Origin of the sequence: Fodinibius salicampi (assembly GCF_039545095.1) — a bacterium.
GTDB classification, from domain to species: Bacteria; Bacteroidota; Rhodothermia; order Balneolales; family Balneolaceae; genus Fodinibius; species Fodinibius salicampi.
This window is the reverse complement of record NZ_BAABRS010000002.1, coordinates 146,644-163,440: the sequence shown is the minus strand read 5'-3', so window position 1 is coordinate 163,440 and position 16,797 is coordinate 146,644. Positions and strand designations below refer to the sequence as shown.

At 46.1% G+C, this 16,797-nt stretch carries 14 protein-coding genes; 6 read left to right on the top strand and 8 right to left on the bottom strand.

All coding sequences use genetic code 11. From position 1 onward, the window contains the following. Nucleotide 1: 1 nt before the first annotated feature. The gene (locus ABEB05_RS08610; RefSeq protein ID WP_265789331.1) at nucleotides 2-217 is read right to left on the bottom strand and encodes a hypothetical protein; all 216 of its coding nucleotides are present in this window, start codon (nucleotides 215-217) and stop codon (nucleotides 2-4) included. Nucleotides 218-452: 235 nt separating this feature from the next. Here ABEB05_RS08610 and ABEB05_RS08605 point away from each other — a divergent pair, with 235 nt between their 5' ends. Further along, nucleotides 453-1,124 carry a sulfite exporter TauE/SafE family protein gene (locus tag ABEB05_RS08605; RefSeq protein ID WP_265789329.1) on the top strand — a complete coding sequence of 224 codons (672 nt, stop codon included), beginning with the start codon at nucleotides 453-455 and terminating at the stop codon, nucleotides 1,122-1,124. Between the two features lie 11 nt (nucleotides 1,125-1,135). Here ABEB05_RS08605 and ABEB05_RS08600 read toward each other — a convergent pair whose 3' ends face one another. After that, nucleotides 1,136-2,104 (bottom strand): isoaspartyl peptidase/L-asparaginase family protein, encoded by a 969-nt coding sequence (locus ABEB05_RS08600; RefSeq protein ID WP_345694261.1) that lies wholly within the window; start codon nucleotides 2,102-2,104, stop codon nucleotides 1,136-1,138. 157 nt (nucleotides 2,105-2,261) lie between these two features. Here ABEB05_RS08600 and ABEB05_RS08595 point away from each other — a divergent pair, with 157 nt between their 5' ends. Next, a complete protein-coding gene (locus ABEB05_RS08595) occupies nucleotides 2,262-3,911 on the top strand; it encodes an MFS transporter (RefSeq protein ID WP_265789326.1) in 1,650 nt (549 codons plus the stop codon). Nucleotides 3,912-3,957: 46 nt separating this feature from the next. On the opposite strand, the gene ABEB05_RS08590 is transcribed toward ABEB05_RS08595, so the two are convergent. Further along, on the bottom strand, nucleotides 3,958-5,067 hold the full coding sequence (locus ABEB05_RS08590; protein ID WP_265789324.1) for an NAD(P)/FAD-dependent oxidoreductase: 1,110 nt from the start codon (nucleotides 5,065-5,067) through the stop codon (nucleotides 3,958-3,960). Between the two features lie 24 nt (nucleotides 5,068-5,091). Further along, nucleotides 5,092-6,291, bottom strand: a complete 1,200-nt coding sequence (locus ABEB05_RS08585) for a M20 metallopeptidase family protein (protein ID WP_265789322.1) — start codon at nucleotides 6,289-6,291, stop codon at nucleotides 5,092-5,094. Between the two features lie 149 nt (nucleotides 6,292-6,440). Between ABEB05_RS08585 and ABEB05_RS08580 the strand changes: the two genes are divergently transcribed. Together ABEB05_RS08580 and mnmC2 are read left to right on the top strand one after the other, a co-directional pair. After that, complete coding sequence (locus ABEB05_RS08580; protein ID WP_265789320.1) at nucleotides 6,441-6,806, top strand: hypothetical protein; 366 nt, start codon at nucleotides 6,441-6,443, stop codon at nucleotides 6,804-6,806. Nucleotides 6,807-6,882: 76 nt separating this feature from the next. Continuing rightward, on the top strand, nucleotides 6,883-7,659 hold the full coding sequence (mnmC2, locus tag ABEB05_RS08575; protein WP_265789318.1) for a tRNA (5-methylaminomethyl-2-thiouridine)(34)-methyltransferase MnmC2: 777 nt from the start codon (nucleotides 6,883-6,885) through the stop codon (nucleotides 7,657-7,659). Between the two features lie 10 nt (nucleotides 7,660-7,669). Here the strand turns inward: mnmC2 and ABEB05_RS08570 are convergent, their stop codons facing one another. Together ABEB05_RS08570 and ABEB05_RS08565 are read right to left on the bottom strand one after the other, a co-directional pair. Continuing rightward, the gene (locus ABEB05_RS08570; RefSeq protein WP_265789316.1) at nucleotides 7,670-9,652 is read right to left on the bottom strand and encodes a DEAD/DEAH box helicase; all 1,983 of its coding nucleotides are present in this window, start codon (nucleotides 9,650-9,652) and stop codon (nucleotides 7,670-7,672) included. A gap of 92 nt (nucleotides 9,653-9,744) precedes the next feature. Beyond that, nucleotides 9,745-10,638, bottom strand: a complete 894-nt coding sequence (locus ABEB05_RS08565) for a GntR family transcriptional regulator (RefSeq protein WP_265789314.1) — start codon at nucleotides 10,636-10,638, stop codon at nucleotides 9,745-9,747. 70 nt (nucleotides 10,639-10,708) lie between these two features. Between ABEB05_RS08565 and ABEB05_RS08560 the strand changes: the two genes are divergently transcribed. Next, nucleotides 10,709-10,870, top strand: a complete 162-nt coding sequence (locus ABEB05_RS08560; protein WP_345694260.1) for a hypothetical protein — start codon at nucleotides 10,709-10,711, stop codon at nucleotides 10,868-10,870. A 398-nt stretch (nucleotides 10,871-11,268) separates the two neighbouring features. Here ABEB05_RS08560 and mutS read toward each other — a convergent pair whose 3' ends face one another. Both mutS and ABEB05_RS08550 read right to left on the bottom strand, forming a co-directional pair. Further along, nucleotides 11,269-13,953, bottom strand: coding sequence for a DNA mismatch repair protein MutS (gene mutS, locus ABEB05_RS08555; protein ID WP_265789312.1), 2,685 nt, complete (start codon nucleotides 13,951-13,953; stop codon nucleotides 11,269-11,271). Nucleotides 13,954-14,098: 145 nt separating this feature from the next. Then, on the bottom strand, nucleotides 14,099-14,824 hold the full coding sequence (locus tag ABEB05_RS08550) for an NUDIX hydrolase (RefSeq protein ID WP_265789311.1): 726 nt from the start codon (nucleotides 14,822-14,824) through the stop codon (nucleotides 14,099-14,101). Nucleotides 14,825-14,959: 135 nt separating this feature from the next. On the opposite strand from ABEB05_RS08550, the gene ABEB05_RS08545 reads away from it, so the two are divergent. After that, nucleotides 14,960-16,600, top strand: coding sequence for a carboxylesterase/lipase family protein (locus ABEB05_RS08545; RefSeq protein WP_265789309.1), 1,641 nt, complete (start codon nucleotides 14,960-14,962; stop codon nucleotides 16,598-16,600). Nucleotides 16,601-16,797 lie beyond the last annotated feature (197 nt).

The following is a 16,797-nucleotide window of genomic DNA, read 5'->3' as shown; positions in this document are numbered from 1 at the left end:
GCTAATCTATAATGGAAGGTGCGTTGCCTGCGAATTCTACGAAGTACATGAAAATCCACATCAGAACGACAATTGCAAAATAGATGAGCGTTAGGGTCAAGGTCCCTTTGGGTTGGAACTCATCAATTGTTATTTCACGTTCTATATCGGGATTTCGTTCTTCCCAGCTTCTATCAGCTCCTGCTGCATCAGGTGATTGACTGAGTTCATCGGACATAACAAAACGTATTTTATTATAAATTAAACATGCCGAATGGTTTTAAGACAATTAAGTATTAAATTAAGATAAGTTCAACCGATACTACCTATTTAGATTCATTTTTTTCTGGATGTCAATCCAAGCTTTTCGCTGGATAACAGGTATATTTATTAACTAGATTTACCATCATACAAGTCAAATTGTCCAACATGTCATCAATTAAGCCAAAAACATCAAATCGTGATTTGCTAATATGGACTGGATTTTAGCAGGGATAACATTTGGATTTTTGGGCAGTTTCCACTGCATCGGCATGTGTGGCCCCCTGGCCCTTTCCTTACCCAAAAAATCCCTCGATCAGGTCTATTTCATTGGCTCCAGACTCATATACAATACAGGAAGAGTTGTTACCTATACCGCATTGGGAGGTATCGTTGGTCTGTTCAGCAGGATGATATCCATAAGTGGGTATCAGCAAGCCCTTTCCATTGGAGTGGGAAGCTTGCTCTTGCTTACGCTGGGTTGGAGGAAAATCAGTAATGTGCTGTCCCAGCTGGAATCCCTTCCCTATAAGCTGATCGGCAACCTAACCAACCGGATGAAGTCCCTGTTTGCAAATGGAAGTATGGGCTCACTCTTTTTGATTGGAATCTTAAATGGCTTTCTACCCTGCGGCTTTGTTTACCTTGCTCTGGCAACCGCAGTTACATCCGGTAGTGCCGAATCCAGTATGTTTTTCATGGCCGGCTTTGGATTTGGGACTATTCCGGCCATGCTGGGCGTCAGTTTAGCCGGTGTATTAATCTCAGCCGAATGGCGGCAAAAGCTTAAAAACTTTTCTCCGTACTTTATTGCCGCTGTGGGAATTATCCTCATCCTGCGGGGATTGAATCTAGGTATTCCCTATATTAGTCCGGCCCTATAATAAATGAAGCATTAACTTACCCAGCTTGGGGCATCAATCAAGCGGTTATTATCGGATTCACAGACCGCAAAATTAAAGCCCTGCTGAATACTATACCCTCCAAACTGCCCCTGCTTATTAACAGCAATAAAACCTACCTGGATATTATTGACTGACTCATTCTTCTCAACAATACGCTGTACCGCTTTTTTACAGGCCGTTTCAGGATCATCACCTCGGCGCATATTTTCAACCACGAGGTGACTACCACAGGTACGGATCACCTCTTCTCCCAATCCCGTTGCCGCAGCGGCTCCCACTTCGTTATCCACAAACAGACCGGCCCCGATAAGGGGTGAATCACCCACGCGCCCGTGCATCTTCCAGGCAGCCCCGCTCGTGGTGCATGCACCGGATAGATTGCCATGGCTATCCAGGGCCAGCATCCCGATCGTATCATGATTTTCAATATTTATTTCGGGCTGATAGTCAGCATCTTCTTTCCATTCTTCCCAGTCTTTACGGGATGCTTCGGTCAACAGATTTTCTTTTTCAAACCCCTGATCCAGTGCAAACTGTAACGCTCCCTCTCCCACCAGCATCACATGCGGAGATTCCTCTATCACCTTCCGTGCTACCGATATCGGGTGTTTTATATGCTGAAGAGCCGCCACGGATCCACACTGCTCCTTTTCATCCATAATGCAGGCGTCAAGTGTTACGAACCCATCCCGATCGGGATAGCCGCCATAACCGACTGTACGAACTTCGGGATCCGCTTCCGGTATCCGAACACCGGCTTCAACCGCATCCAACGCGGTCCCTTTCCTGGATAAAATGTTCCAAGCTTCTTCATTTGCCGGGATTCCATGATTCCAGGTGGATATAACAACGGGCTTATTGTTTTTCCCCGAAGTGGTCGGTAAGTGGGGCGACCAGTTTGTTAAGGGGGTCAACCCTCCCAGGGCAGTCAGTTTCAAAAAGCTTTTTCGGCTAATCATAAAATAAAATTAGGAATTTGGTGAAAGAGGAAATAATGCTCATAGTTTACAAAAACAGAAGGGGATTATCATAGCTTTTATTACGGATATTTGACTTTATAATAAATAATCCCATATTAATCGTCGAATTATCCAGAAAATATAAAAGACGGATTTCATGCAATCTGACAGGCCACCTCAATCCTGGGGAGGTATCACATATGGACACAAAGGGGCTTTTTGGACCGGTATTTGGGCCGTAACAATCGGAGTGATCCTTCATCTGCCCATGTATATCAAAGCACATGATGTGGGATATCGCCTTGTCGGCACTCCTATGGATCTTCCGATGAAAATTGGGATGGTTTTAATTGTACTGGGCATGATACTTACTTTGTATGGTTTGCTTCCTAAAAAAGATAAAGCCGATCCGGATATTTTAAACCTAAAAGTACGTGCGCTGGATGACGCACCTATTCGTGGCTCCCATATTGCTCTTTTACTTGTAATGGCAGCGGCCGTTACCATCGATGTTATGAAGCCGACCACCCTCTCCTTTGTCATGCCCGGCATGACAGAAGAGTACGGGCTAAAATCCCCGCTTAATCCCGGTGGCACTATCCCGGCAGCAATCCTTCCTTTATCCGGTATTATCGGCACAGTTTTAGGCTCCTTTCTCTGGGGATGGCTGGGAGATCGTATCGGCCGACGTGCATCTATACTATTGGCTGCCGTGAGCTTTATAGGAACCAGCATATGCGGTTCAATGCCCACATTCGCTATGAATGTATTCATGTGTTTTATCATGGGCTTTGGCGTAGGAGGCATGCTTCCTATTATGTATACAATTATGGCCGAAACCATTCCCGCCCGCCACCGCGGATGGATTATGGTGCTAATAGGAGGTGATGTGGTCGGTGCCTATATTCTTACCAGCTGGCTTGCTGCAGAATTGGTCCCCATTTACAGCTGGCGCATCCTTTGGCTTATCGGACTTCCTACCGGTATCTTCCTTATTATTCTCAATAAATGGATACCCGAATCTCCCCGTTACCTGCTGGCCCAGGGACGAAATGAGGAAGCTAAAGCCGTGATGAGGCGGTTCGGTGCTAAGATTATAGAAGACAAATCTTCTAAATTAGAAGTAGAAAAAGGAGTTAAGGACCGCATGATTCAGCTCTTTCAACCTCCTTTTAGCTATATTACGACTGCTGTTTTACTGCTTGCTCTTGGAGTTGGGCTGGTTTCTTTCGGTTTTCAGCTATGGATTCCTACTAACTTGCAAAAGATGGGTTTTACAGAGGCTGAAGCTAATTATATGCTTCGTGATTCGGCCCTGATTGGATTTCCGCTCAATTTCCTTATTGCGTGGCTCTATGGATTTTGGAGCAGCAAACGAACGCTCATCATGTTAAGTGGACTAACCGCGGCGTCACTCATCGGGTTTTCACTCGCCGGGGAAGCGATAGCCTCAAACCAGATATTGCTTTATGCTCTCCTCATTATGCCTATTTGGGGTATTAGTTCTATTGTTTCTGTACTCTCTGCCTATTGCGTCGAAATATATCCCACACGGCTTCGGTCCCGTGGCAGTGGCCTCGGAGCAGGATTCAGCAAAGCGGGTGGGGTAATTATCATCGGACTGGTTGCTATTTCGGTTGCTCCCCCTTCTATTGCCGGTACAGCACTAATCGGAGCTGTACCAATGGCACTGGCTGCACTGGCTTTAACATTTTTTGGTGTTGAAACACATAAAAGACAACTGGAAGATATTACCGTTCAACAGTTAAAGAATTGGTCATTTCAACCTGTTGAGAAAGGGGAATAATTGTCGGATCGGTACTCAACATGACTGAACGTTTACCACGCTTTAATTAATCCATCATTTCAGCAGCACTCCTGCCAACATCCATACCTATGGCTATTCCCATTCCACTGAGTCCCGCTGCTATATAACGGCAACCATCAACGCGTTCAACAATAGGAGTTTTTGTTGGAGTAAATCCCATAATCCCGGACCACTCGTAATCGATCTGCCATCCTGGTGGTAATCGCAAAACATTAGATACAAAACCAATTAGATAATCTTTGATTCGTTCATTGATCCCAAACTGATTGGTCTCTTCCTCTTCGACTGCAATATTTCGTGCCCCGCCGATCAGCAGACGATTACCGATATTCCGGAAATAAATGTATCCCCGGTCGTGATGAAAAGTTCCTTTCCACGGCATTACATCCTGCTCATCCGTAACCAGTACAAGTCCCCGAGCGGGATGAACCTCTATTTCCGGGAGTAATTTACGGGCAAATCCATTTACGGCCATCAACACATTCTGCCCCTTTAATATTAATGAAGAACTTTCCCCATTCTGAAGCTCTACTTCTCCACTGCTCCCTACTTCCTGTACCGGAGCATTCCACCGTATCTCTACTCCGGACTCGGAGGTCTTTCGAATGAGCTCCTGCATCATCTTACCGGGATGCAAGGCTCCTTCCAAACGGTTATAAATAACCGGATATCCCTCCAATCTCTGGGCTTCATACACCCCTTCTTCGCCCAGCAGCTCTTCCAGCCATCCGTTAAAATGATCTATTTCGGGAGCCACTTCTTTAAACTTTTGCTGTGAATTAAAGAACTCGTACCCTCCACAGGCCTCATAGCCAATAGCTTTCTCACCGAGTGTTTCCTTCAGCAACTGAAGTCCCCGGTAGCGTCGGATGATTCTCCTTCCGATATTTTTCTCCGACTCCTTTTCCATATCCGCCAGATGCTCACCGATGGATCCCACACAGGCAAATCCGGCATTACGGGTGCTGGCACCGAGTGGATGGGAGGCGCGGTCTAATACAAGCACTTGTTTTTCGGAATGTTTTCGCTTATAGAAAAGAGCCGATGAAAGTCCCACGATGCCGGCACCAACAACGATTAAATCGTAGCGATTTTTAGAAACATCTGCTTCCCAAAAAGAGGCTTGAGATTTCATACAAGGTTGAACTCTTTGGAATATTTATTTATCCGACGGAATTGCCTGGAAAACAAAGGAGGCCATCAGGGCAGCGCCGGTCGTAAAGCACTCTTCATCAATGTTATATTTTGGATGATGCCACGAATAGGTAGAACCGGTTTCTTCCCTTCCGGTACCCAAAAAGAAAAATACACCTGGAAATTCCTGCTGGTAAAAGGCAAAATCCTCTCCCGCCATAATGGGCTTATCCAAAAGCACCACATTATCTGCCCCCAGCAACTCACCGGCTGTTTCCACAACCGCATCCGTGGCCCAACCGGTATTGTGTACCGCAGGATATCCATAGTTAAAACTATAGTTATAACTTCCACCCGAAGCCTCCGTTACGCCTTTGACAATTCCCTCAATACGGTCTTTAATCATATCTGCGGTCTCCTGTGCGAGCGTTCTGACCGTCCCCAGCATTTCCGCTTTCTCGGGAATGACATTGTGTACCGAGCCCGCCGCAAGTTTCCCTACCGTAATAACGGCTGCATCTGTGGGATTAACATTTCGACTGACAATGGACTGTATCTGATTTATAATCTGAGCAGACATCACAACCGGATCTACTGCTTCGTGGGGAGATGCGGCGTGCCCCCCTTCCCCAATTACCTCAATTTCAAACTCATCGGGCCGGGCCATGAGGGGTCCCTTGCGCAGGGCAATTCGTCCGGGTTCCAGACCCGGATATGTGTGTAATCCATAAATTACGTCCACGCCCATCCTCTGCAGATAACCTGTTTCACAGAGCAGACGTCCCCCGCCCGGCAGTTTCTCCTCTCCGGGTTGAAATATAAGCAGTACCTTTCCCTCAATCTCTTCTTTGAGATCAGCCAGTATATGAGCTGCTCCCAATAAGTTGGCGGTATGGGCATCATGGCCGCAACAGTGGGCAACTCCTTCATTTTTAGACTTAAATTCTGATTTATGTTCTCCTTCTTCCGTTATAGAAAGCGCATCTATATCCGCACGTAATGCTACAACCTTGTCAGATGATTTTCCTCCCTCAATAATTCCCACACAACCGGTATCCAACGGACGGTCAGCCGGAATATCCAGTTCTTTCAGCTTTTCCAGGATAAAAGTTGTGGTTTCCCTTTCTTCATAGCTCAACTCCGGATATTGATGCAGATGTCGGCGTATGGCCACCATCTCATCGTGATACTGCCGGGCTTTTTCTTTAATCGTATGTAAATCCATAGACATTCAAGTTTTATAGTGACTGCTATATTTCTCAAAAATAGGCAATTTAGCGGAAGTCCCTGAACTTAATTTTGTAACTTTTTTAAGAAGATTCCGTATTTTATGATACAATCATTTTGTTTGCGAACTATAACATCCTTTGTCTTATGAAACGTCGAAAAAAATCCTGGGAAATCATACTTACCGGACTTGTACTAACCGCTTTGGGGATCTACCTGTTAACCCCGGAAGAAACAACCTCTCAGCATCATATTGACCACGCTTCATTTTCGGTTCCGGCCATTCCATCTGTGGAAGGTAAGAACGATGTGTCGGATTCTATTTATGTCAGGCTCCAAAAACTGGAGAGCCTGAAAGTTCTGGAAAACTTTAAGAACATTGAAAATTTTGAGCAGTTCAAAAAAGAATTGGAGAATCTCAAGGAACTGGAAGAGTTGAAAGAACTAAAAAATTCCGAAGAGCTCAAGCAGTTGGAAAAGGAGCTACAGAAAATTGCAGAGCAACAACAGTAAAGCGCACACCGGGACGAACCGGAACATTTTTTATTATATTACAGCAAAAACTTTTTGATCTGATTAATAACCTGTAATGTCCCGCAAAAATTCCGGAAATCAACTTATTGAAACACGCGACGGCTCCCACACGGTTTACTCCTCTCAATTTGATCAGCATTATCACAATCCAAATGGAGCCGTAGCGGAAAGCCGCTATGTATTTTTTGAGCAAACAGGTCTGCCAGAGGCCCTATCCAAGCAAAAAGATATCACTATTCTTGAGCTGGGTTTTGGTACCGGACTCAACCTCATGCTTTTGCTGGATTACTATCTTAGCCGACAATCGGAAGCCCACATCCGGTATTATACCATTGAAGCCTTTCCTCTAAAAGCCGACCTTGTTCAACAGTTTAACTACGAGGATTATCTTACCCATCCCCAAATAGCCCGGAAAGTCATTGCACTTTTCGATAAACTCCAAAAGGGGCTCAATCACTTTACATTATTGGATAACATTGACATCTATCTTTTCAATGGATTCTTTTCGGATTTCAATCCGGACGATTCTATAAGAGCTGACTATATTTTCCATGACGCCTTCTCACCCGATACCAATCCCGACCTCTGGACCGGGAAAGTTTTTGAAACACTAGCACGGCATAGCCATCCGAATGTTATGCTCTCTACATACTGTGCTGCATCTAAAGTACAGGGCGCCATGGCGTGGGCGGGATGGAAAATTGCAAAAGCGCAGGGTGCCCTGGGTAAACGTGAAATGATTGTAGCATCCTTAAGTGATGAACCTCTCTCCCACCTAGAGCGCATCAACGAAGAACGGTTAGCCCGCCGATATAAAGAGGGGGATTTTTAAAGCCCGAACCCTATCGCTCCCGCTCGTTCTTCTGAAATTTCCGCAGTAACTGACCCAGAAATTTATCGCCGTACACTTTGTTGATATGATCCATATCGGCCAAAATAACAAGGCGCTCCTTGCTGCGGGAAAACGCTACGTTTAGCAGCCGCGGGACGGCCAGACCGTTTTTCTCCTCATCAAAGGGACGCACCGAGTAATGACGCCGGTGCCTGTATCTTCCTTCCCCGCTCATTACGGTATCAAATATGATCACATCCTTTTCCCGTCCCTGGAAAGTGTGGATGGTCCCCACCTCTATGGCATCATAACCTTGCTGATACAGTTCCCGACGGATATCGTAGACCGTACTCCGGAAAGGAACGATAATTCCAATCTCCTCAATAGGCACGTTATTTTTGAGCACCAGCCGCTTCAGAATCCGGATCAGCATGGCGCTGTGTACTTCATTAACAGGACTAAATCCGCGCCCCTCATCCTTCTGCGTTAACTCCGGACCGTACTTCCGAGTGTCAATGACATTAACGGTAGGATTACTGCTCTCCTGCTGCCGCAGCATCGGATCCGCATCCTGGTCCATCTCCGCTGTCTTTAGCCGCCCCTCATAAAATACCGTACTCAAAACCTCCGCCAGATCTTCATTCAACCGGTACTGCGTATCGTAAAAGGTCGTCAGGGGACGGTTTTTATCGTGCCAGGCAAACAGATCTTCTGTTTGGTCGGCATCCGAGACAAAGGTAAAGATATCCTCTTCGAGGAAATCTCGTGCCTTCTTATTATCGGTTACCGCTATGGGAGGCAGCTGCATCGGATCCCCCACTGCCACAATATGCGATTTTGCTTTAGCGGCCAATACCATCAGGTAGGGAAGGTTAGCCATTGAGGCCTCATCAATGACTACCGCATCAAACTCCTGTCCGTCAAGTAGTTCTGAGGTACACACTTTGGCAAGCGTTGAGGCTACCAGCTGCTTCTTTTCGAGTTCTACCCGCTCATTAACGGTAACCAGACGGTCGATCTTTTCCTCCACGGCAGCCTCTCCTCCATACTTGTCAAGTCGTTCTCCCAGCCGGGCAATTTCCTCATCCAACTCCTCCGGAACCGTTTCCCCATGCTCCATCAGGTTATCAATCTCCTTTTGGAGTTTCTGATATTTTCCCAGAAGATTGGAAAGTTCTGCTGCTTTTTGTTCCTGTTTCTTGGACTTTTCCTCCAGATGACGATCGAAGAGTACCTGCTCCAGGTGGTCGCTCTCCAGTGCCATCTCTCCAAAACGGGTCACTTTCTCTTCGAGATGCTCCTTCTCCACTGACATCAGGGCCTGAAGCGTGCTGAGTAATCCCACATCCACAGCCCGGTTGGTATTAGCGGCAAAAAGCACCCGTTTCCCTTTAACCAGGTAATTGGCGATCATAAATCCCAGCGTGGATGTCTTTCCCGTCCCCGGTGGTCCCCATACATAGAGCACTTCGTTCTGTAATGCCTTTAGTAGCGATTCGTGTTGGGACTCGTTACGCCGGCTGTCATCCAATACCCGGGTTTTATCATCATCCGTATGATGATGCTCACTATCGGGAAAGAAAAGGCGCTCTAATCGCTGGCGCTCATCCCGGCTGTGTTTATCCAATAATTTGTCAAGCTCCATGCGTAACTTTCGGAGCACAAAATCGTTCTCCCATTCCAGGCTCACTTTCGGAAGAGTATCCCCAAAATTGTGGGGAAAATGCAGTACGGCTTTTTCATCCGTTATTTCCACAGGATAGAGTTCAAACTCCTCATCATATCCCTCTATTTCGGCACGAATAACTTCTGCAAACCGCAGTGAGGTGTTTTTTGATTCGAATTCGTAATGAAAAACTCCCGGCGGGTGATGTTCCGAACGGACTCCCTTAAACAAGACGTCCCGGGCAGGTTTTTCTTGTACTGCCTCAATTTCAGCATTGATTGCCTCCAATGCCCGCTTGATGAGTTTTTTTATGCGCTTATCAGACAATCGGTTACTGGTTAAAAGTTAAAGATTGCAGGTTTCCAATCACCATAAAGGCAATAACAAGTCTTATTTTTTATTTCTTTATTCTTAATTGCTTATTGATCCCATAACTCCGCCCGGATGGTTTCCGCACTTTTTTCAGAAATGCGATACTCCAGTTTTATTCGTTTACGCTCAGGAATCTTCTGCTCAACCAAATTTGCACTTTGGGAGGTATACAAGATAAGATCAGTCTCCCGCACAAACAACGGCAAAGATTTCCCATAAGTGGCCCCCGCTACAAAGGAACCGCCGAATTTAATACTCACCTTCAGCTCGTCAATAACCTTGGGGATGGTCTGATCTTCAGCCGTTACCAATCCAATTGTTTCAATAGCCGCACGATCCACAATCGACAACAGGGTATCCGGATCAATACTGTATACCACCGGCAGCAGACGGCCCTTTTCCGCAAATTCCCGGAACTTATTCACCAGTTGAACGGGGACAAAAAGCGCATCGTACTTCACCGTTTCATTATATTGATTGGCATTGAGCACGCGGCTGCGTACGCCCACCTCTTTTTTAATGGCATCCGCCACCATTTTTCCGAGCTCGTCCGTTTCCCCAATACTGGCGCAACTTTCAATACGATCGGGCCACTCCATAAAGCTCAGTTGCTCCTGGAAAAGTTCATCCAGCTCCGATTCATCCAGGCCATATCCAATAAGCTCCTCCAGCAGCTTTCGGATTTTCTCGGCTCCTACCTCCAGGCGATCGCCTTTATCCAGGTTCGTATTCTGCCGCTCTACGATAAAGCCTTTGCCACGCTCACCCCGAATAAGGCCCTCATCAGCCAGAATATGATACGCCTTCCGTACGGTATGAAAACTGGATTCCAGCTGTTGCCCCAGTTGACGCGTTGAAGGCAACGTTTCGCCTACCTGAAACTGCTTGGTCGCAATCATCAACCGGATCCGGTCTGCAATATGTTTGGCAGAAGTTTTCAACCGTAATTGGATTTAATTTTAGTATTGAATGTTGTTCAGTTGGCAAAGTATCTGCTAAAAGCTCATCATCATGAAGATATCAGTTTTATGGGGGATTCTCATTATCTGTTTTGTCTCTTCCCTCTCGGCTCAAGAAACCGGCAATTACAGCTCGGAGTTTTTAGTATGCGGTTATCCAGATACTTTTAAATTGGACCTGACGGCATTGTCCTGGAAATGGATAGCTCATTAAAAGGTGAGCAATTGATTCCCACGCTGGAAAAATATTTAGAGTAGAGAAATGGACAAAAAATCCGCTGAGATCCTTACAAGTCTTCCAGAGATCTACTTACTGGAGACACAAACACCGCTAAGTCTAAACTGATCTAAAACCAATAGCTTAAAATTGGAACTATGTATGTCCCCTTCCTCAACCAGACCATTCCACTATAGTCAAGCAGGGTACTTCACTATCCTGAAGTACCCTACTTCAGGAACCTAACATTATCTGTGTGGGAGTAGATGTACCATTGTTATACTATTTTAAGAAGATATTTGTGTGGACATACCACGGTGCGTCCCAAAAGTCCTATTTTAGGATGAGTCCCCCGCAATCCGGAATCTGTCATCCGCTATCTGACATCCAGGAAACTAATTACTCTTATCCACCAGCTTTTTTAGCTCCGAAACCAGCATCAACGATTCGATGGGCGTCATTCGGTTGGGATCGCAGGCTTCAAGCTTATCCATCAGCACTTCAATGTTGGGATCCAGCTGAGCCTGAAACAGCGACGGCTGGTTGATCTGCTCCTGCTTCTCCATCTCCTTCGCCGCCTTCTTGACTGCCGCTTTCTTTTTCTTGGCTCCCTCTTCGAGCGTGCCGTTGCTGTCGGTGACATCCAGGCTATGGCTTTCGAGATTCTTGAGAATTTCCTTCGCCCGCTCGATGACAATAGACGGCAGCCCCGCCATATCGGCTACCTGAATACCATAGCTGTGGTCGGCCCCGCCGCGCACCAGCTTACGCAGGAAAATAACCTTGCCGTCATGCTCTTTGACCGACACATTGTAGTTGACGATATGATCGTACATGTTTTCCAGCTCATTCAGCTCATGGTAATGAGTGGCAAAAAGGGTCTTAGCTGCTACGGATGGTTGATTATGCAGATATTCGGCTAACGACCAGGCAATACTTAGTCCGTCGAAGGTACTTGTCCCCCGGCCTACCTCATCCAGAAGAATCAGCGAATTGCGGGTGGCATTATTAAGGATATTTGCGGCTTCATTCATTTCGACCAAGAATGTACTTTCACCAGCCGCCAGATTATCGGAAGCACCCACCCGGGTAAATATTTTATCTACCAGCCCGATATGCGCCTCTTCGGCCGGTACAAAACAACCAATCTGGGCAAGAAGTACGATCAGTCCCGTCTGGCGCAGGATAATACTTTTACCCGCCATATTGGGACCGGTGATAATGAGAATCTGCTCATCTTCGTTTTCCAGATGAATATCATTAGGAATAAAAGGATCGCCGGGTGGGAGTGTTTTCTCTACCACCGGATGGCGGCCTTTGGTAATGTCAATAACCTGATCGTCGGCAATAGCAGGTTTGCAGTAGTTGTTATTGTAGGCTACCTGCGCAAAACTCTGCAGGCAATCGAGTTCGGCCAGGGCCTGTGCAATTTGTTGAACATCCTCAGCAAATTCTGCTACATACAGGCGCAGCTCTTCAAAAAGCTCATACTCCAGCGTTTTACTGCGCTCCTCGGAAGAAAGTATTTTTTCCTCGACTTCTTTCAGTTCAGGAGTAATATACCGTTCCGAATTGACCAGCGTCTGCTTGCGGATAAAATGGTCAGGCACTTTTTCGGCATGCGTATTGGTCACTTCGATATAGTAGCCATACACCTTGTTATAGCCCACCTTAAGCGACTTGATCCCGGTTTCTGTGGCCAGTTCATCTTTAATTTCGCTGATATAATTCTTTCCATTACGGGCGATGTCTCGCAGTTCATCCAATTCCTCATTAAAACCATCCGCAAAAATACCGCCATCGCGCACGCTGGCCGGGGGATCTTCCACGATCGCTTTATCAATACGTTCCTGCACCTCTACCAGCAGCTTCATCCGTTCCCGGATATCATTTAACAGGGGCTCCTCCAGCTGACTAAATTGCATCTTAATGCGGGGCACTTGGGCCAGTGAAAGCTTAAGCTTCTCCAGGTCCCGCGCATTGGCCCGGCCCACACAAATACGTGATATCAATCGTTCCAGATCGCCTACCTGATCTAATTCCTCACGGAGCTTTTCCCGGATATCGTGATCCACATTCAGCGCTTCAACGGAATTCAGCCGATCCCGTATGGGGCCCATTCGCTTGAGGGGACGCATAATCCACTTACGCAGCAGGCGTCCGCCCATTGCTGTTATGGTATCATCCAGTATGGAGATCAACGTACCTTCACTTTGTCCCTCCTGTATGGTGGTCGTCAGTTCCAGATTTCGCTTGGTGGACCCATCCAGCGCCATATACTCTTGGTTTTCAAAAGACTGCAGCCGTTTGATATGGCCCAGAGACGCTTTTTGCGTTTCCTGTAGGTAGTGCATCAGCGCGCCGGCGGCAATTTGAGCAATTCCCTGTTCTTCAACACCAAATCCTTTAAGAGAATGCGTTTCGAAATGATCCGTAAGCAGGTTATAGCCATAATCGCCTTCATATACCCACTCTTCAATAAACGTGAGGTTATAGTCCAGCAGCGCTTCCGGGACATTATTTTTCAGATATTTCGGAAGCAGTAATTCTGAAGGAGTGACTGATTGCAGCAGATCATGCAACTGTTCCTTTTTTACCTGGCTAAGGGCAAACTCTCCCGTTGAGACATCCGAAAAAGCTACGCCTGCCGTTTTTCCTTCCCAGTAAACGGCCGCCGCGTAATTGTTCCGCTTGTGCTCCAGTAGCTTTTCCGACATGGTAACGCCGGGTGTCGTAATTTCCGTCACTTCACGGGATACGACCTTGCGTCCCGCGTCTTTGGCCTCCGAGGGATTTTCAACCTGTTCACAAACCGCTACCCGATGGCCTTTCTTCACAAGCTTCGGCAGGTAAGTGTCCAGGGCGTGGTATGGAAAGCCAGCCAGGGGCGTCTGATCGCTGCCGTTATTCCGCTTAGTGAGCGTAATACCCAGCTCTTCGCTCACCAGCTTGGCATCATCGGCAAAAGTCTCATAGAAATCTCCCACCCGGAAAAGTAAAATAGCGCCTTCGTGCTGCTCCTTGATCTCATGGTATTGGCGCATCAACGGCGTTAAATCTTTCTTCTTCGTGGTACTCATCGACAAATATGAATTAAATACGTTGAATTTGTTTCAATATTAATATAAAGTATCAAATTGACTGCTTTTTAAGAAGCCTTATTCGAACGATTTTGGTTTAAAAAACAGGAATTAATTACGGCAAATCAATACGATAATCTTCCCCTTAGGTATTAAACCGATATAAGTATGGAGACCGATGTGCCTTACCCGTATTTTTCTTCCCGATTCGATTCAGGCGGCCCGAGTTAACCATTTTCCGATGGAAACCAGACCGATTCAACTCTTTGCCCAGGATCGTTTCATAAAGATTACGCAACTCGCGCATGGTAAATTCATCATCCAGAAGGTTTAATCCCACCGCCCGGTGATCAATGTTTTCCCGGAGGCTTTCCAGCGCTTTTTGGATGATCTGCTCATGATCCCATAACAAAGACGGCAAGTCATGAATATCATACCACTGGCAGCTGTCCGATAAAAAATCGGCAATGGGTTCGGCTTCTTTAAAATCTACCAGTGCATAATAACCCGTTGACATAAACCGCTGGAGCAAAAAGTGGCTTTTAGTTGGTTCCAGCCCGTTTTTTTGCATGACAATCCGCATTGGTTCCGGATTAAAGCGACTAAGACTTCCAAATGTATAGAACTGATTCAAACTTATTTCCTGAAGCCTGGTACGCTCAAAAAGTACGCGGCTGGCCGCTTCATCGAGGTTTTCATCTTTAAGGACAAAGCCACCGGGCAGAGCAAAAAAATCCGTTTCCTTGTACTCCAGGATTAGAGTTTTCAGCACCTTCTCATGGTAGCCAAAGATTACACAATCTATGGCTACACCGGGCAGATATTCATTCCAGTCAACCTCATAATTTTTTTTTCCAGTATGTTCTTCCATGCTCATTTATATCCTTCTGTTTGTACCGTAAAATAAAAATCATTACTATTGTTGCATAGCGTAACAATAGTAACTGTTGATCATTAAACAGTCGCGTAGCTATCTCTGAAGTTATTCATTATAAAATTGAATACCATGTTTAAAAATAAACGGTCTTCTTCTACGGCTGTATTTATAATTTTTCTGTTAATGCTTACCGCCTCTCGGTCTAATGCCCAATCCGATAAACGCTCCGTCCTCACACAAACGACCATAGAAAACGGTACAATAGAAGGAATTGATGATTCCGGAATTGCCATTTATAAAGGCATTCCCTTTGCACAGCCCCCAGTCGGTGACCTGCGCTGGAAGCCCCCTGCGAATCCCGAGGACTGGCAAGGAGTACGAGAAGCAAAAACCTTTGGGCCAGGGTGTATGCAGCTGCCCGTATTTAGCGACATGAATTTCCGTTCGGAAGGATTTAGTGAAGACTGCCTGTATCTTAATGTATGGACACCGGCTAAGTCGGTGGATAAGAATCTTCCGGTTTTGGTTTATTTTTATGGAGGAGGATTTATGGCCGGAGACGGTTCGGAGCCCAGATATGGTGGCGGCAGCATGGCCCGAAACCACGGCATTGTAACGGTTACCGTTAATTATCGCCTGGGTGTATTTGGGTTTATGTCTCATCCTGAATTGACAGCGGAATCGCCACATAATGCTTCCGGCAATTATGGATTACTCGACCAGGCTAAAGCCCTGCAGTGGGTTAAAGATAATATTTCTGCTTTTGGCGGGAACCCGAACGATATTACCATTGCCGGGGAATCAGCGGGATCGATTTCTGTGAGTGCCCAGATGGCATCTCCGCTTTCAAGAGATCTTATTGCCGGGGCTATTGGTGAAAGTGGATCAATCATGGGAGCCCTCCCGGCCGTACCCCTTGAAGAAGCTGAAAATACGGGTCAACAATTCGCTGATTTTATCGATGTCCAATCTCTTTCGGAATTGAGAGCAATAGATGCCGATACTCTGTTAGAGCATACCGGAAAGCAGCAAGCACCGCAATTTAGTCCCACCGTTGACGGTTACTTTTTCCCGAAAGCTCCGGTTGAAATCTATGCGGATGCGGAACAGGCTAATGTGCCCCTTTTTATAGGATGGAACTCCCAGGAGATGAATTACCAGTTTATCATGCAAGGCAATGAGCCCACTCCGGATAATTATGCTCAAAAGGTAAAAGAGCTGTACGGTGAAGATGCCGATAAAATCCTGAAGCTTTATCCGGCTTCAACTACGGAAGAAGCCGTTTATTCAGCTACCGATCTGGCAAGTGATCGCTTTATCGGTTACAGTACCTGGAAGTGGAGTGATATCCACAGCGAGACAGGAACTCAGTCTGTTTACCGGTATTATTATACTCATCCACGTCCGCCTATGGCAAAAGAACAGGGGCAAGATCAGAATAATGGCGAAGAGGGAAACAATGATTTCCCGGAACCTAAAGGAGCTGCCCATGCGGTTGAAATTGAATATCTGATGGGAAATTTGCCCTCAAATAATGTTTTCGCATGGACGGAAGAGGATTACAAAGTTTCGGATATTTTCCAAAATTATGCGGCAAACTTTATCAAGAATAAAAACCCCAATGGACTCGGGGTGCCCTATTGGTCTGCTCTGAATGAAGGCGATACTCCCAAAGTGATTTACATTGGACCCGAAACTCAACTCAAAGAAGAACAACATCGAGAGCGGTACCTGCTGCTGGATGAACTGTATTACCAAGATCAAAACTAAACAGACGAATTTCTGTCTGATCTCCGCGCTGGCATGAGCTATGATCAACGGCTGTAACTGTTGTCAGCACGGACAAGTTAAATTTGTCTGTACTTTTTAGTGACTTTAGTTTATCTGGTCCGACCACTGTCACCTAATTTTTAATTTCCAATTGAAGAACCTCTAACCTTACTCCTCCAACAAAAATCTGTTCGAAA

What these genes read in the sequence shown, in the direction of transcription:
- ABEB05_RS08600 (WP_345694261.1), bottom strand. Translation starts at nt 2,104, where the DNA reads ATGATTAGCCGAAAAAGCTTTTTGAAACTGACTGCCCTGGGAGGGTTG.
- ABEB05_RS08580 (WP_265789320.1), top strand. Translation starts at nt 6,441, where the DNA reads ATGAAACGTCGAAAAAAATCCTGGGAAATCATACTTACCGGACTTGTA.
- ABEB05_RS08550 (WP_265789311.1), bottom strand. Translation starts at nt 14,824, where the DNA reads ATGGAAGAACATACTGGAAAAAAAAATTATGAGGTTGACTGGAATGAA.
- ABEB05_RS08560 (WP_345694260.1), top strand. Translation starts at nt 10,709, where the DNA reads ATGAAGATATCAGTTTTATGGGGGATTCTCATTATCTGTTTTGTCTCT.
- mnmC2 (WP_265789318.1), top strand. Translation starts at nt 6,883, where the DNA reads ATGTCCCGCAAAAATTCCGGAAATCAACTTATTGAAACACGCGACGGC.
- ABEB05_RS08545 (WP_265789309.1), top strand. Translation starts at nt 14,960, where the DNA reads ATGTTTAAAAATAAACGGTCTTCTTCTACGGCTGTATTTATAATTTTT.
- ABEB05_RS08585 (WP_265789322.1), bottom strand. Translation starts at nt 6,291, where the DNA reads ATGGATTTACATACGATTAAAGAAAAAGCCCGGCAGTATCACGATGAG.
- ABEB05_RS08610 (WP_265789331.1), bottom strand. Translation starts at nt 217, where the DNA reads ATGTCCGATGAACTCAGTCAATCACCTGATGCAGCAGGAGCTGATAGA.
- ABEB05_RS08605 (WP_265789329.1), top strand. Translation starts at nt 453, where the DNA reads ATGGACTGGATTTTAGCAGGGATAACATTTGGATTTTTGGGCAGTTTC.
- ABEB05_RS08590 (WP_265789324.1), bottom strand. Translation starts at nt 5,067, where the DNA reads ATGAAATCTCAAGCCTCTTTTTGGGAAGCAGATGTTTCTAAAAATCGC.
- ABEB05_RS08595 (WP_265789326.1), top strand. Translation starts at nt 2,262, where the DNA reads ATGCAATCTGACAGGCCACCTCAATCCTGGGGAGGTATCACATATGGA.
- mutS (WP_265789312.1), bottom strand. Translation starts at nt 13,953, where the DNA reads ATGAGTACCACGAAGAAGAAAGATTTAACGCCGTTGATGCGCCAATAC.